The following is a 15,499-nucleotide window of genomic DNA, read 5'->3' as shown; positions in this document are numbered from 1 at the left end:
TTGCTCAGACCGTCCAGGTGTCGATGATCAGCGCGTTCTCCTTGCGATGCAGCAGCTTGAGGTCGAGCACATCGAGCGGACTGATCGGGCGAATGCCCTCGATCAGCGAGGCTTCGCCGTGGCCGTACAGGGCCTGCAGGGCGAAGCGGCAGGCGTAGACCTTGCCGCCCTCTTCCATGAACTTGGTGAGCTGCTTGTTGAAGTTCATGTGGCCCGGAAACGCCTCATCGCCGAGCGTCGGGAAGCCGCGCTGAACGCCGAGGTTGACGCCGGGGCCATACAGCAGAATCGAGGTCTCGAAGCCCTTGCGCAGCAGCCGCGTGGCTTGCAGCATGTTGACGAAGCCGATCGAGCCTTCGAAGGCGACGGTGTGGAATGTCACCAGCGCCTTCTCGCCGGCTTCTGCCTTTACGTCCTCGAATACCTTCTCTTCATAGTCGACCAGGAAATCGCCCTTCTTGTGGGCCGGTTTGCTGACAGCAGGCATGCTTCTCTCCGTTGCGTTGATGAGGCAGTGCGGTCGATCGATCCCATGCCGATCGACCGTTCGGCGCCAGGCCGAACACGCCAACATCCGCAACCGATGTGCCACGCAATGTCCGCAGTCATGCGATCAATCTCCAATCAAAGCGATGGCGACCAAATGATCGGCCCAATGATCGCAACGGCTTTGGCCATGGATGCCACCAAAGGCGCACAGCGCACGCCATGACGGCTTTGCCACAATGCACGTTTTTGAACGGGAGCAAGCCGCCCGGGTGCGCACACGTGGTGCATGAGCGTTGATATCGCACCATCATTGAGAACTTCAGATGCGATCGCCTGCGTGGCTTGGTAAGCGATCATTCGAGTGCTACCCTCAGGGCACTGAATTCCATCGCATCGCGCAGCGGGAGACCATGGTGTCCAACCTGACCAGCCATTGGTTAAAACGTATCGCCGGTAGTGCCAAGCCTGCCTATCTGCTGATTCCGGACCTGATCGAGGAGGCGCTGGCCGATGGCCAGCTGCGCGCACGCGACCGGTTGCCGGCGCTGCGCGACCTGGCCGAAGCGCTGCAACTGAACTACACCACCGTGGCGCGCGCCTACAGCGAAGCGAGGAAGCGGGGATTGATCGACACCAAGACAGGAAGTGGCACTTACGTGCGCGGACGTGCGCCCGCGATGCCGCTGCGCGGCGGCACGGGTGCGGAGATGACCATGAACATGCCGCCGGAGCCGCCCGCGATGACGGGGCGGCTTCGTGACGCCATGGCGCAACTGCTGGAGGCCGCCGACCCCTACTCGCTGCTGCGCTACCAGGACTTTGGCGGATCCCCGGCCGATCGCTCCGTCGCCGCGAAATGGCTGCGCAGCTGGGTGCCGGCATGCAGCGCGGACACCGTGCTGGTCACGCCCGGCATCCACAGCGCGCTGGTCGCACTGCTGTCGCAGCTCGCGCGCCCGGCGCAGACCATCTGTGCCGACGCGCTGGCCTACCCCGGCATCAAGGCCATCGCCGCGCAGCTCAATATCCAGCTACAGGCGCTGCCCGGCGACGAGGATGGCCCGTTCGCCCACGCCTTCGAAGCCATGTGCAAGACACAGAAGCCGGCGGCGCTCTATTGCAACCCGACCATCCAGAACCCGAGCACGCGCACCATGCCGCAGGCACGCCGCGAGCAGCTCGCCGAAGTCGCGCTGCGCTACAGCGTGCCGATCATCGAGGACGATGCCTACGGCATGCTGCCGCTGCGGGCACCGCGGACGTTTGCCGCGCTCGCCCCGGAACTCACGTATTACGTCACCGGCCTGTCCAAATGCCTGGGCGCCGGGTTGCGCATAGCGTTCCTGCACGCCCCCACCGCCCGGCAGGCGCAGCGCCTTGCTGGCACCCTGCGGGCAACGACGGTGATGGCGAGCCCCATCAACACACTGCTCGCTACATCCTGGATCAAGGACGGAACGGTAGACGACATGCTCAAGGCCATCCGCGCCGAAAGCGCGGCGCGGCAGTTGATTGCGCGCCATGTGCTCGAGGGCCTGGCCTATGACGCAGACCCGGAAGGCTTTCACCTGTGGCTGCCGATCCCGGCAGCTTCAGCGTGGAGCCCGTCGGAACTGGCGCTGCACCTGCGCTCGCGCGGCATCGGCGCGGTATCGGCCGCCGCTTTCTCGACCGACGGCAACCCGCCCGATGCGATCCGCGTCTGCCTGGGCGGCCCGGGCGAGCGTGATGAGATCGAGGAGTCGCTGCGGATCATCGCGGAGACGCTCGACAATCCGCATCATTTGCATTCAGCGATGCTGTAGCCGGGGGGCTCCCCTTGATTCCCGCGCAGCTTTCCGCTGTTCGGCGCACTGCCCAGCCTGGCCCGGCGGGCGCCGGCGTTCAGGGAGTTATCCCTTGACCGAGTCGGTCGCGGCTTCGTCGATCAACGCTGCAACCTCGACTGGCTTCGAAGCCAGCGAAGCATGGCTTGCCGCCAGAGTCATGACCTTCCGGGGATTGAGCCGGGCTGACATCTTCAGCTGGTTTTCGGGGGCGATCATTCTGTCTTCGCTGGAAATCTGGTACCAGGACGGCTTCTTTCTCCAGGCCGGCGCCGTGATGACGTCGCCGAAGGTGCTTGCAAGCGGCGCCTTCTGCGTCACCGCCATCACCAGCGCGTCGTCGGGCGAAAGATCCTGGCAGAAGCTCTCATGGAACATATCGGACTTGAGCCACAAGTAGCCGTCGCTGTCGGGTTCGAGATTGGGAGCCGCAACCGGAAGATGCTGCTGAGTAATGCCACCGGGACTCTCCCCCGCTTCTGGCGCAAACGCCGCGATATACACAAGCCCCACCACATTGGGCTGGTCACCCGCCTGGGTAATCACCGCACCACCGTACGAATGCCCCACCAGAAGGACTGGCCCTTTTTGCTGGGCAATCATCTTGCGGGTACGCTCGACATCGTCAGCAAGCGATGTCAGCGGCATTTCAACGGCGCGGAGGTTCGTATACCCCTTTCGCGCCAGTTCAACGATGACCTTTCCCCAATGCGCGGCACCTCCCCAGAAGCCGTGCACCAGAATGATCGAGGGCTTGCTCATGATCTGACTCCTATCTGCCAATGTAAGCTGTAAGCCGAACAATGCAACACGCTGCAGTCCCTCGGCGGTTGGACTGCGCTCCAATCGATGCCACCGTCAGCCCTGATCCCCGCCGCCAACTGGCAAGACCGTGCCGGTAATGTAAGAAGCCTCGTCCGATGCGAGAAACAGGATGGCATGGACCTGCTCGTCGATCGTGCCATAGCGGTGCATCAGGCTCGAGGCCCTGGTCTGGTCGACGATGGCTTGGTACCAGATGGCCTCCTGCTCGCTCTGCGCTGCCATGTTGCGCGGGATCCTGCGCGGCGGTGCCTCGGTGCCGCCGGTGGCCACTGCGTTGACGCGCACGCCTTCGTGCGCATGCTCGAAGGCGAGGCTGGCCGTCAGTGCGTTGACGCCGCCCTTGGCCGCCGCGTAGGGCACACGGTGGATGCTGCGCGTGGCAATCGACGACACGTTGACGATGACGCCCTGCCGGCGCGCGACCATGCCGGGCAGCACCGCCCGGCAGCACCACAGCGTGGGGAACAGCGAGCGCCGGATCTCGGCTTCGATCTGGTCCTCCTCATAGGCCTGGAAGGGCTTGGCCCAGATTGTGCCGCCCACGTTGTTGACGAGGATGTCGATGCGGCCGAAGGCTGCTTCGGCCGCCTGCGCCATTTGCGTGGCGCCGGCATAGCGCTCCAGGTCGGCGTGCACTGCGATGGCCTGCCCGCCTGCGGCGACGATCTGCGCCGCGACTTCATCGACCAGCGCCGAGCGGTCGACCAGCGCCACCGAGGCGCCCTCGGCGGCGGCGGCCAGTGCGACGCCGCGGCCGATGCCTTGTGCGGCCCCGGTCACGATCATGGCTTTGCCGGCAAAGCGTGTAGCAGTTCTCATGTTGTCGTGCTCCTCGCTCATGCCGCGTTGCTGGCCGAGAACTTCTCATAGTAGAAGCCGGCGGGCGTGATGCCGCTCTGCTGCAGCCAGCCGCGCACGGCCTCCACCATGGCCACGGGGCCACACAGGTAGATGTCGACATCACCGCCGTTGAGCCATTCCGGCTCCACATGGGCTGTGACATAGCCCTTGCGGGCGTGGTTGCTGGCAGCGTCAGCCACGCAGGTACGGTATTCGAAGCCGGGCAAGGCACCCTGGGCCGCATTGATGCGCGACAGCGCCACCAGGTCGATGTCGTTGGTGACCCCGTAGACCATGCGCACCGGCTGCGCACAGCCGCTGGCGGCCAGCACATCGAGCATCGACAGGAAGGGAGCGATGCCGGTGCCGCCGGCCAGGAACAGCACCGGCCGCGCCACCTCGCGCAGGTAGAAGCTGCCGTAGGGGCCCGAAAACGCCACGCGCTCGCCTGATCTGGCCCGGCTGGTCAGCCACGTGCTCATCCGGCCTTCCGGCACGTTGCGCACCACGAAGCCGGTGCGCGCGCTGCCGGGCGCGGAGCTGAAGGAATAGGAGCGCGTCTGGCCGGTGCCCGGGATCTCGACATTGACATACTGGCCGGGCAGGAAGTCCAGGCCAGCGGCCTCGTCCAGGTCGATGGAAAAGCCGATGGTCGAATCGGAGAGCTGTTCGAGCTCGGCCAGCGTCCCCTGGTAGGTGGTGACGCCGGTCTTGCACGCGGCTGACGAGGCGGGCACGCGGATCACGCAGTCCGATCGCGGACGGGTCTGGCAGGCCAGCACGTAGCCCTCGGCAGCTTCCTCCGCGGTCAGTGCATCCTCGATATAGCTCGACGCCGGCAGGTCATAGCTGCCCGACTCGCACAGCCCGCGGCAGGTGCCGCAGGCGCCGTCGCGGCAGTCCAGCGGGATATTGATCTGCTGGCGATAGGCGGCATCGGACAAGGTCTCGTGCTCGCCGCAGGTGATGAACCTGGTGACGCCGTCTTCGAATTGCAGGGCAATGGTGTGTTCCATGGCGCGTTCCTCCAGCCTGGATCAGATGTGATAGATGTCGATGACCTGGTTGATGTAGTCGTTCTTGAGCACGACATACTTGTCCAGGATGCGCGGCTGCCCGCCGGAGAGGTCGAGGGTGTAGCGCGACATGCCGAAGTAGCTGTAAGTGGTCTGGTAGCGATGGCTCAGCGTGTGCCAGTTGAAACGCACGGTGCAGGTGTCGCCCGCCACCCCGAGCACTTCGACGTTGCTCAGGTTGTGGCTGGTGCGCGTGTCCGGAATGGTGGCGCTGGAGCGCTCGGTCTTGATGCGGAACACGCGATCCTCCAGGCCCTGTCGGGTCGGGTAATAGATCAGCGAGACCTCGCGCTGCGGGTCGGTGATCAGCTTGCCGTCGTCATCCCAGCAGGGCATCCAGAACTTTGCGTCGGGGTGGTAGCACGCAAGCCATGCGTCCCACTCTTCGTCATCCAGCAGCCGTGCCTCGCGGTACAGGAAGGACTGGATGGCGGCAAGGTCGACCGGTTTGTCGAGGGTGGTGTCGGCGGCGCTCATGCTGCGCTCCCTGCGGCGGCGTCGGTGGCTTCATTCGCGGCTTCGGCGGATTGCTCTGCCACGGCCTTCTTCATCACGTCCAGCCAGTAGCGGTGCTGCACCGTGTAGAGGCCCTCGTCCTCGGTACGCACCCCGCTCATCACGGGCTTGAGTCCGATGCGCTGCGCGGCTTCGTCGGCACCGTCGATCCAGTGTTTCGCGCCGCGGCACATGTCGTTCCAGGCCAGCGCCTGCCCGGCGTAGCCCTGCTGGCAGGCGCGGAATTCCTCGAGGTCGTCCGGGGTGGCCATGCCGCTGACGTTGAAGAAGTCCTCGTACTGGCGGATGCGGCGCGCGCGCGCCTCGTCGGATTCGCCCTTCGGCGCGATGCAGTAGATGGTGACCTCGGTCTTGTCGACGGCCAGCGGACGCAGCAGGCGGATCTGCGAGCCGAACTGGTCCATCAGGTAGACGTTGGGATAGAGGCACAGGTTGCGCGAGTTCTGGATCATCCAGTCCGCGGTCTCCGCGCCGCAGCGCTCGGCGAATTCCTCGCGGCGGCTGAAGTTGGGGCGGTCCTCCGGATTGGCCCAGCGCGTCCACAGCAGCATGTGGCCATGCTCGAAGGCGTAGAAGCCGCCGCCCTGCTGCCCCCACTTGCCGGCGTCCATGGCGCGGATCTTGTCTTCCTGCGCATTCTTCTGCTTGCGCTGGCTGGTGGTCGCGGCGTAGTTCCAGTGCACCGCCGACACATGGTAGCCATCGGCGCCGTTCTCGGCCTGCAGCTTCCAGTTGCCCTCGAACGTGTAGGTGGACGAGCCGCGCAGCACCTCAAGCCCGTCGGCCGACTGGTCGACGATCATGTCGATGACGCGCGCCGCTTCGCCGAGGAAGTCCTGCAGCGGCGGCACGTCCGCGTTCAGGCTGCCGAACAGGAAGCCGCGGTAGTTCTCGAAGCGCGCCACCTTCTTCAGGTCGTGCGAGCCTTCCTTGTTGAAGCAGTCGGGATAGCCGGCGTTCTCGGGATCCTTCACCTTCAGCAGCTTGCCGCTGTTGTTGAAGGTCCAGCCGTGGAACGGGCAGGTATAAGTGGCCTTGTTGCCGCGCTTGTGGCGGCACAGCATGGCGCCGCGGTGGCTGCAGGCATTGATGAAAGCGTTCACTTCGCCCTGGCGGTTGCGCGCGATCACCACCGGCTGGCGGCCAATATGGGTGGTGTAGTAATCGTTGTTGTTCGGGATCTGGCTTTCGTGCGCCAGGTAGATCCAGTTGCCCTCGAAGATGTGCTTCATCTCGAGTTCGAACAGGTCTTCGTCGGTGAAGGCCGCGCGGTGCAGCCGGTGGTCGCCGCTTGCCTTGTCTTCCACCAGGAAGGCGTCGAGGTCGAGGCGCCCGGCGCTGGGGCGAACGGGGGCCTTGCCCTCCGGATAGATGGGGATCATGGAGTTGTCTCCTGCCGATGTCTTGTCTGCTGGACGGCCCTGCGCATGGCGCTGCCGCCCGGACTGGATCTGCCGGCCCGCGCGGCGGGCGGCACTACGGAAAATCAGGCGGCGGCGCGCTGGCGCTCCACCTCGGCGGCGGGGGCGCCGGCCTGCTCCGGCAGCAGCCGGAAATCGAAGTCGATCGAGGCAAACGGCTTGTCCACGCCGTGTTTGTCGAGCGCTGCGGCTTCGGTGACGCGGGTCACCGCCGGCACCAGCCCCTCGCGGCTGGCGAAGGCGAAGTCATCCCACAGGTATTCGTCGCCGTCGATGTTGATCTGCGTGGTCAGCTTGCGGTGGCCGTCCGCCGACACGAAGAAGTGGATGTGGGCCGGGCGCCGTCCGTGGCGCGCGAGCTGGTCCAGCAGGCCCTGGGTGGTGCCTTGCGGCGGGCAGCCGTAGCCGTTGGGCACGTTGCTGCGGAACTGGTAGCGGCCATTGGCGTCGGTGACGATGGTGCGGCGCAGGTTGAAGTGCGACTGGGTCTTGTCGAAGAACGAATAGTTGCCCATCAGGTTGGCGTGCCACACCTCGACCCTGGCGCCGGGCAGCGGCTTGCCGTCGGCGCCGAACACCGTGCCTTGCATGAACAGGACCTCGCCCTTGCCGTCGTCGCTACCGTCGTCGAGCCGGGCGAAGCCGGTGCTTTCCGGGGCGCCGGCCACGTAGAGCGGGCCTTCGATGGTGCGCGGCGTGCCGCCGGTCAGGCCGGCGCGGGCTTCGGCCTCGTCGGCGCGGACGTCGAGGAAGCGTTCCAGCCCCAGGCCGGCGGCGAGCAGGCCCAACTCCTGGGTGGCGCCCGCCTCGGCGAAGTACTCGATGCCCTTCCAGACTTCGCTGGCGCTCAGGTCGAGGTCCTCGATTGCCTTGAACAGGTCCGCGGTCAGGCGGACTACCACCTGCTGCACGCGCGGGTCGGGGGTGCCTTGCGTGCCGGTGGCGACGATAAAGCTGTGGACCAGGGCGTCGATTTCCGAGTGAGTCATGGGGGTCTCCATAGTTGTGGTTGGGTCCCGGACCATGCTTTGCAGGTATTGAGCTTGTCTTCCGGGTATGGATGGAGCATAGTCAACGCCAGTTTTGGCAGTCCAACACTGATTTAGTATCCGCTTGATACTCAGGAGGTATAGTCGTGGAATTGCGGCACCTGCGTTACTTCGTGGCCGTGGCAGAGGAACGCAACTTCACCCGGGCGGCCGAGCGGCTGCATATCGCACAGCCGCCGCTGTCGCGCCAGATCCAGCAACTGGAGGACGACCTGGGTGTGCAACTCTTCGAGCGCCACTCGCGCCCGCTGAAACTGACCGACACCGGGCGCTTCTTCTATACCCACGCGCTGCAACTGCTGGCCCAGACCGCGGAACTGCAGGCGATGACCAAGCGGGTCGGCAAGATCGAGCACAAGATGTCGGTCGGCTTTGTCGGCTCCACGCTGTACGGGATGCTGCCGCGGATCATCCGGCGCTTCCGGCAGATGCACGCCGATCTCGAACTGAGCCTGCACGAGATGTCGACCATGGACCAGATCAAGGCGCTCAAGGAGGGGCGCATCGACGTGGGCTTCGGGCGCATTCGCCACGAAGACCCGTCGGTGCGGCGCGTGGTGCTGCGCGAGGAGCGCATGATCGTGGCGCTTCCGGTCGGCCATCCGCTGGCTGACGCCAAGCCCGAGCTCGCGCTGCACGACCTGGTCGGCGAGCCGCTCATCATCTTCCCCAAGGCGCCGCGCCCGAGCTTTGCCGACCAGGTGCTGGCCGCCTTCCACGACCGCGCCCTGAAGCCGCGCCGCCTGCACGAGGTGCGCGAGCTGCAGATCGCACTCGGGCTGGTGGCGATGGGCGAAGGCATCTCGGTGGTCCCGAGCAGCGTCTACGGGCTCAAGCGGGGCGACGTGACCTACAAGGAACTGGACGATCCCAAGCTGGTGTCGCCCATTATCATGAGCACGCGCATGCTGGACGAGTCGGCCGACCTGCGCTCGCTGCGGGACATGATCTACCAGCTCTACGAGGATGAGGGCATGGCCTACCTGCCGCCGCCGAAGGATTAGGGATCAACGGGCGGTCCATACTCTGAAGGTATGGAATCAGACGCCAACGGTGTTGGACACCCAAAAAATAGCCCTCCATACTCCGGTGCAACGTTCAACTGCATCAGGAAGGTATGAAAGTGGCGACGCAGCAAAGCACCACGGCCATCGAGTCCATCGAGGCCATCCTGGTCGATCTTCCGACCATCCGGCCGCACCAGCTCGCCATGGCGACCATGCAGCGGCAGACGCTGGTGATCGTCCGGCTGCGCTGTGCCGACGGCGTCGAAGGCCTCGGCGAGGCGACCACCATCGGTGGTCTTTCCTACGGCGACGAGAGCCCCGAAGGCATCAAGCTGACCATCGACAGCTACCTTGCACCAGCGCTGCTGGGCCAGGATGCGGCCAACGTGCATGGCGCCATGGCGCGCCTCGGCAAGGTCGCACGCGGTAACCGCTTCGCCAAGTCGGCGCTCGAGACCGCGCTGCTGGACGCGCAGGGCAAGCGTCTCGGCGTGCCGCTGGCGACACTGCTGGGCGGCGCCGTACGCGACACCCTGCCGGTGCTGTGGACGCTGGCCAGCGGCGACACCGCGCGGGACATCGACGAGGCGGAGCGCCTGCTTGCCGAGCGCCGCCACGACACCTTCAAGCTCAAGATCGGCCGGCGCAGCGTGCGCGAGGACGTGGCGCACGTATCCGCGATCAAGCGCGCGCTGGGCGAGCGGGCGCGCGTCACGGTGGACGTCAACCAGGCCTGGAACGAAGCGGATGCCGCCACCGGCATTGCCATGCTGGAGTCCGCCGGCATCGATCTGATCGAGCAGCCCACGCCTCGCGAACAACGCGCCGCGCTGGCGCGTCTGGCGGCGCGCTTCGTCGTGCCCATCATGGCCGACGAAGCCGTGTGCGGGCCCGAGGATGCGATGGAACTGGCCCGCATCGGCGGCGCCGACGTGTTCGCACTGAAGATCGCCAAGTCGGGCGGCATCTTCGGCATGCTGCGCACGGCCGCGGTGGGCGATGCGGCCGGCATCGCGCTGTATGGCGGCACCATGCTCGAAGGTAGCATCGGCACCATAGCCGCCGCCCACGGCTTTGCGACCCTGCCGCAACTGGCGTGGGGCACCGAACTGTTCGGCCCGCTGCTGCTGAAGGACGACATCGTGGCCGAGCGCCCCGTCTACCGCGACTTCGCGTTGCACCTGCCGCAGGGCCCTGGCCTGGGCATGGCCCTGGACGAGGACAAGCTCGCCCACTACCGGCGCGACCGCGCCTGAATCCCTGCAATCAGACCCCATCAGAATCGAGGCGAGGAGACACCAATGCTGTATCTGGTACGAATGGACGTAAATCTGCCGCACGACATGCCCACCGCGCAGGCGGAGGACATCAAGGCGCGCGAGAAAACCTATGCGCAGGACCTGCAGCGCCAGGGCAAATGGCAGCAGCTCTATCGCGTGGTCGGCGAGTATGCCAACTACAGCGTGTTCGACGTCGAGTCCAACGAGGCACTGCACACGCTGCTGTCGGGGCTGCCGCTGTTCCCGTACATGAAGATCGCCGTCACGCCGCTGGCGCCGCATCCTTCATCGATCCGCTGAGGGAGCCCACGTCATGCGCTTTGCCACCCGCGACGGGCTTCGCCTTCACTATGAACTCCACGGTCCGGCCGGCGCGCCGGTGCTGGTCCTGTCCAACTCACTGGGAACCACCCTGTCGATGTGGGACCCGCAGATGCCGGCGCTGCTGGAGCGCTTCCGCGTGCTGCGCTACGACACGCGCGGCCATGGCGCCTCCGGCGTGCCGACAGCGCCGTTCGGCATGGCCGAGCTTGGTGCCGACGTGCTGGCGGTGATGGACCACGCCGGTGTCGAGCACGCCCACTTCTGCGGCCTGTCGATGGGGGGCATGACCGGCATCTGGCTGGCACGCCATCATCCCGAACGCTTCGGCCGCTTCGTGCTGGCGAATACCGCGGCGCTGATCGGCCCGGCGTCCGGCTGGAACACGCGCATCGAGCGCGTCCGCAACGAGGGCATGGCGGCGATTGCCGAGGGTGTGCTGGTCCGCTGGTTCACGCCGGCCGCGCTGGCAGGCGATCCGGCGCACATCGCGCCCGTGCTCGCCATGCTCGCCCCCACGGATCCCGACGGCTATATCGCCAACTGCGCCGCCGTACGCGATGCCGACCTGCGCGGCCTGCTGCCAGGCATCCGCTCGCGCGTGCTGGTGATCGCGGGCGTGCAGGATGCCGCCACTACGCCGGAACAGGGCCGCGAGCTGGCGCAAGGCATTGCCGACGCCGAATACCTCGCGCTCAATGCCGCGCATTTGTCCAACTGGGAGTTGCCCGAGGCGTTCTCGCACGCGGTGATCCGCTTCCTGTCACAGGCGTGACGCCATACATCCTTACCGGAGCCGACATGACCCAGCCCTGCATCATCTCCGTCGCCATCACTGGCTCGCTGCCGCGCAAGCGTGACAACGCTGCCGTGCCGATCACGGTCAGCGAGCAGATCGAATCCACCCAGGCCGCCTTCGAGGCGGGCGCCACGCTAGTCCACCTGCACGTGCGCAATGACGACGAGACGCCCTCCTCCGAGCCCGACCGCTTTGCCCGCGTGCTGGAGGGCATCCGCAAACATGCGCCGGGAATCATCACGCAGGTCTCCACCGGCGGCCGCTCCGGCGCGGGAAGGGAGCGAGGGGGGATGCTGTCGCTGCGGCCGGACATGGCATCGCTTGCCACCGGCTCGGTCAATTTCCCGACCCGCGTCTATGACAATCCGCCAGACCTGGTGGACTGGCTCGCCGCGGAAATGAAGGCCTACGCCGTCAAGCCCGAGATAGAGGCCTTCGACCTGTCGATGATCTTCCAGGCAGTGGCCATGCAACAGGCCGGCAAGATCGGCGGCGCGCTGCATATCCAGTTCGTGATGGGGATCAAAAATGCGATGCCGGTCGATCGCGAGGTGCTCGCCTTCTACGTGCACACCCTGCGGCGCCTGGCACCCGATGCGACCTGGACCGGCGCTGGCATCGGTCGGGGCCAGTTGACGATGGCGCGCTGGTCGCTCGAACTGGGCGGCCATTGCCGCACCGGCCTGGAAGACAATGTGCGGCTCGACAAGCAGACACTGGCGCCCTCCAACGCTGCGCTGGTCAGCCAGGTAGCAGCCTTGTGCGAGGAATATGGGCGCCCCGTGGCGACAGTGGCCCAGGCGCGCGCGCTCCTGGGGCTGCCATCAATGGAAATCGACGGGCGTTCGCTGCCCTTGAAAGCGGGAGGGCATTAATTCGGCCCCAGGGTTCTACCGCCACGTCTACCGCCAACCTGTTCCGCTGGCCGGCGATAGCCAGCGAAAGCCACCGCGACAGCCCAGCGCCCTGTCCGCGCTCCGCCGACCGGGATGGCCAAACGCAATGTCGGCAATTCTGCGCGCCCGCGAGATACTGGCAGCTGACGTGCCAACGGAATCGCGCTAAGGGGTCCGGCTGCCTCGACTCTCATGTGCAAGCTGTTCGCGCTGCTCAATCAGAAAGTCCAATCAGCGTGCCTCGGATGCGCTGAACCGTCGCCTGTAGTAACCCGGGCTGGTTCCAAGCCGAGTCCGGAAATGATTGCGCAACGTGGCTGCAGCACCAAAGCCGACTTGCACCGCGATTTCATCCACGGATAAATCGGTCTCTTCGAGCAACGTCCTGGCCCGGCCCAGGCGCTCGGTAAGCAGCCACTCCCCTGGCGGCATCCCCATCGTACTGACAAAGTGCCGCTGAAAGGTCCGGGCACTCATCGCCGTTTGCCTTGCCATTCTGAGAATCGACCAGCCTTCGTCCAATGTTGCGCGCACCGCGTCCACCAAGGGTGCCAGCGACGAGCCGCTACGCTTTGAGACCGGCTCGTCGATATACTGGGCCTGCCCGCCTTCGCGGTGGGGTGGCATGACCAGTCGGCGTGCGACCTGATTGGCAGCGCGCGGGCCAAGATCCCGGCGAATCAGGTGGAGGCACAAGTCGATTCCCGCCGCACTGCCGGCAGACGTGAGGACATCGCCGGCATCGACATAGAGCACGTCCGCTTCCACGTGGACGTCCGGATATCGCGCCGCGAGTGCTGCGGCATGGCGCCAGTGCGTAGTCGCACGCTTTCCATCGAGCAACCCCGCTGCCGCCAGGACAAAGGCGCCCGTGCAGATTGACATGACGCGCGCCCCGCGTTTGTTTGCCTTCCCCAACGCGCGGCAAAGTTCCGGCGGGACCTCCGCTTCGATACCGCGCCACCCCGGAATGATGATGGTCTTCGCTTTGGCCAGGAGTTCGAGGCCACCGTCAGCCTGTACCTGGATGCCCCCCGAACCGCGCAACCTCCCCGATTCGGCGGAACAGGTCGTGAAGCGATACCAGCTGTCACCCATTTCAGGTCTTGGCAGACCGAACACTTCAACGGCGCAGCCATATTCAAAGAGGCTCAGGCCGTCATACACGACGACGGCAACCAGTCCTGCGTTGGCAGACGATTGTGATTTGGTCTTTGGCACGATATGGACGGAAACTGGCATTGATGCCACTAGCGATTGATTTTGCCCCATCCGCTCTACGTCTCGCAAGACTCTCCCCCATGTCTGTTGCGTGTGCTGCGATCCTGATCGCCGCCACTCCCATCAAGTTGGCACGATCTTTACGCAAATTGTCTTTCGTGCCACTGGTGGGTTCAATTTGCGCTGCTTATCCTGTGGCCGGTGGTTCGCGATACGGCAAGCGACGCGCGTCCGCCAGCAATTTCAACCCGCAGAGAGAGTGAAAGTGAAAGACAAACTATTCATGCTTCGCCCCGGCTTTTTTTCAGGCTCGGAAGGTCCGTTCTATTGTGGAGATTCCGTTGCCGTTGAAGGCCTGCTCGGCTTCTTCCCGCAGTTGCGCAATGAAGTTGATGTCGAATACATCGATGCGCCCCGCCCTCGCATGGCAATTGTCGAACTGATCGGCGAGGCGAACCAGTCCGCCCCCGTCCTGGTGCTCGGCGCCGGGCGCGCGCCGGTCGATGACGGCGTGGAGATTCACGTAAGCGGCCAGACGCGTTTTATCGATTCGCCCGACCATATCCGTCGATACCTGTCGTCGCAGTACGGTGTGGCGCATCCCGCCTCCTGACTACAGGCCAACCCGGCTCATGCGTGAAGAGGCCTTCCATGCAGCCCCGCGCGCCGATCGCAGCCATTGCGATTGGCGGCATCGCCTGCCGCAACTTTGGCGATGCCCATGCGTGGCGGGCCTCGACTTCGAACCTGCTCAGTATCGCTTCAGGCAATCGCCTGAAGTCTCTTGAATAAGCTATGGATTCCCCTATGTCTTCGCCCAAGCACGCCAAGGTCCTGATTCTCGGTTCCGGCCCTGCCGGCTATACCGCCGCCGTCTATGCAGCGCGCGCCAACTTGTCGCCGGTGCTCGTCACGGGCCTGGCGCAAGGCGGCCAGTTGATGACCACGACCGATGTCGAAAACTGGCCGGCGGATGCAACGGGGGTGCAGGGCCCAGAGCTGATGCAGCGCTTTCTCGATCACGCGGAGCGCTTCAACACCGAGATCGTGTTCGACCACATCCACACGGCAAAGCTCGACGGGAAGCCGATTCGCCTGATCGGCGAATCCGGCGAGTACACCTGCGACGCGCTGATCATCGCGACAGGCGCGTCCGCACAGTATCTCGGCCTGCCGTCCGAGGAATCCTTCATGGGCCGCGGCGTGTCCGCTTGCGCGACCTGCGACGGCTTCTTCTACCAGCAGCAGCATGTAGCCGTGGTTGGCGGCGGCAATACGGCGGTCGAGGAAGCGCTGTATCTGGCTGGCATCGCGAAAAAGGTCACGGTGATCCACCGCCGCGACAAGTTCCGCGCCGAGCCGATCCTGGTCGACCGTCTGCTCGAGAAGGCGAAGCAAGGTGTTGTCGAGATCAAATGGAACCACGTGCTCGACGAAGTGAATGGCGACGGGGCTGGCGTGACCGGCCTGCGCATCAGGCATGCGCAAACCGGCGAGACCACCGAACTCGCACTCCAAGGCGTTTTCATCGCCATCGGCCACAAGCCGAACTCCGATCTCTTCAGAGGCCAGCTCGAGATGACGAACGGCTACATCGTCACCAACGGCGGCCTCTCGGGCAACGCCACGGGCACGAGTGTGCCGGGCGTGTTCGCGGCAGGCGACGTGCAGGACCACATCTATCGGCAGGCGATCACCAGCGCCGGCACGGGCTGCATGGCCGCGCTCGACGCGCAGCGATACCTGGAAAGTACGCCGGAGCCTGCTGTTCTACATTGCACCATCCCAGTAGAAAATTATTCTAATTAGGAGCGAGATTATGGGTGTTTATGGAAGCAATTTGCGGAAATCGAACACTATGATTTCTCTCACAAACAGCGCGAAACCGGCTTTCCAATCCAGGATCGGACAATGCGCAATACCGGATGACGCC

The 15,499-nt window shown here is 65.1% G+C and carries 16 protein-coding genes; 8 read left to right on the top strand and 8 right to left on the bottom strand.

Annotated elements, in window-relative coordinates:
* Positions 1–4 precede the first annotated feature (4 nt).
* A complete protein-coding gene (locus AC3WLE_RS20745; RefSeq protein WP_456806965.1) occupies positions 5–487 on the bottom strand; it encodes an MSMEG_0572/Sll0783 family nitrogen starvation response protein in 483 nt (160 codons plus the stop codon).
* Between the two features lie 415 nt (positions 488–902).
* Between AC3WLE_RS20745 and AC3WLE_RS20740 the strand changes: the two genes are divergently transcribed.
* Entirely contained in the window at positions 903–2,294 is a 1,392-nt protein-coding gene (locus AC3WLE_RS20740) for an aminotransferase-like domain-containing protein (protein ID WP_492317942.1), read from the top strand.
* Between the two features lie 87 nt (positions 2,295–2,381).
* Here AC3WLE_RS20740 and AC3WLE_RS20735 read toward each other — a convergent pair whose 3' ends face one another.
* From AC3WLE_RS20735 to catA, 6 genes are all read right to left on the bottom strand, one after another.
* Complete coding sequence (locus AC3WLE_RS20735; protein ID WP_492356846.1) at positions 2,382–3,077, bottom strand: alpha/beta hydrolase; 696 nt, start codon at positions 3,075–3,077, stop codon at positions 2,382–2,384.
* Between the two features lie 96 nt (positions 3,078–3,173).
* On the bottom strand, positions 3,174–3,959 hold the full coding sequence (locus AC3WLE_RS20730; RefSeq protein WP_492317808.1) for a 1,6-dihydroxycyclohexa-2,4-diene-1-carboxylate dehydrogenase: 786 nt from the start codon (positions 3,957–3,959) through the stop codon (positions 3,174–3,176).
* Positions 3,960–3,976: 17 nt separating this feature from the next.
* Positions 3,977–4,996, bottom strand: coding sequence for a benzoate 1,2-dioxygenase electron transfer component BenC (gene benC / locus AC3WLE_RS20725; RefSeq protein ID WP_492317809.1), 1,020 nt, complete (start codon positions 4,994–4,996; stop codon positions 3,977–3,979).
* 21 nt (positions 4,997–5,017) lie between these two features.
* A complete protein-coding gene (benB, locus tag AC3WLE_RS20720) occupies positions 5,018–5,533 on the bottom strand; it encodes a benzoate 1,2-dioxygenase small subunit (protein WP_492356847.1) in 516 nt (171 codons plus the stop codon).
* The gene (gene benA / locus AC3WLE_RS20715) at positions 5,530–6,954 is read right to left on the bottom strand and encodes a benzoate 1,2-dioxygenase large subunit (protein ID WP_492351121.1); all 1,425 of its coding nucleotides are present in this window, start codon (positions 6,952–6,954) and stop codon (positions 5,530–5,532) included. Before benA ends, benB begins: the two co-directional genes overlap by 4 nt.
* Positions 6,955–7,058: 104 nt before the next feature.
* Positions 7,059–7,982, bottom strand: coding sequence for a catechol 1,2-dioxygenase (catA, locus tag AC3WLE_RS20710; protein WP_492317812.1), 924 nt, complete (start codon positions 7,980–7,982; stop codon positions 7,059–7,061).
* 146 nt (positions 7,983–8,128) lie between these two features.
* On the opposite strand from catA, the gene AC3WLE_RS20705 reads away from it, so the two are divergent.
* The 5 genes from AC3WLE_RS20705 to AC3WLE_RS20685 all read left to right on the top strand — a co-directional run bounded on the left by AC3WLE_RS20705 (position 8,129) and on the right by AC3WLE_RS20685 (position 12,324).
* A complete protein-coding gene (locus AC3WLE_RS20705) occupies positions 8,129–9,046 on the top strand; it encodes a LysR family transcriptional regulator (protein ID WP_492317813.1) in 918 nt (305 codons plus the stop codon).
* Positions 9,047–9,159: 113 nt separating this feature from the next.
* Positions 9,160–10,305, top strand: coding sequence for a muconate/chloromuconate family cycloisomerase (locus tag AC3WLE_RS20700; RefSeq protein ID WP_492317814.1), 1,146 nt, complete (start codon positions 9,160–9,162; stop codon positions 10,303–10,305).
* A gap of 45 nt (positions 10,306–10,350) precedes the next feature.
* The gene (gene catC / locus AC3WLE_RS20695) at positions 10,351–10,629 is read left to right on the top strand and encodes a muconolactone Delta-isomerase (RefSeq protein ID WP_492317815.1); all 279 of its coding nucleotides are present in this window, start codon (positions 10,351–10,353) and stop codon (positions 10,627–10,629) included.
* A 13-nt stretch (positions 10,630–10,642) separates the two neighbouring features.
* Positions 10,643–11,425, top strand: coding sequence for a 3-oxoadipate enol-lactonase (gene pcaD, locus AC3WLE_RS20690; RefSeq protein ID WP_492356848.1), 783 nt, complete (start codon positions 10,643–10,645; stop codon positions 11,423–11,425).
* A 26-nt stretch (positions 11,426–11,451) separates the two neighbouring features.
* A complete protein-coding gene (locus tag AC3WLE_RS20685) occupies positions 11,452–12,324 on the top strand; it encodes a 3-oxoadipate:acetyl-CoA acetyltransferase (protein ID WP_492317817.1) in 873 nt (290 codons plus the stop codon).
* Positions 12,325–12,576: 252 nt separating this feature from the next.
* On the opposite strand, the gene ftrA is transcribed toward AC3WLE_RS20685, so the two are convergent.
* The gene (gene ftrA / locus AC3WLE_RS20680) at positions 12,577–13,587 is read right to left on the bottom strand and encodes a transcriptional regulator FtrA (RefSeq protein ID WP_492356849.1); all 1,011 of its coding nucleotides are present in this window, start codon (positions 13,585–13,587) and stop codon (positions 12,577–12,579) included.
* A 244-nt stretch (positions 13,588–13,831) separates the two neighbouring features.
* Here ftrA and AC3WLE_RS20675 point away from each other — a divergent pair, with 244 nt between their 5' ends.
* Positions 13,832–14,179, top strand: a complete 348-nt coding sequence (locus AC3WLE_RS20675) for a DUF3088 domain-containing protein (protein ID WP_026201285.1) — start codon at positions 13,832–13,834, stop codon at positions 14,177–14,179.
* 194 nt (positions 14,180–14,373) lie between these two features.
* Positions 14,374–15,375, top strand: coding sequence for a thioredoxin-disulfide reductase (gene trxB / locus AC3WLE_RS20670; protein WP_492356851.1), 1,002 nt, complete (start codon positions 14,374–14,376; stop codon positions 15,373–15,375).
* Positions 15,376–15,499 lie beyond the last annotated feature (124 nt).

This window comes from Cupriavidus sp. FW306-1B-F12B (assembly GCF_058781795.1).
The sequence above is the reverse complement of the archived record's forward strand: the minus strand, read 5'-3'. Positions and strand labels throughout refer to the sequence as shown.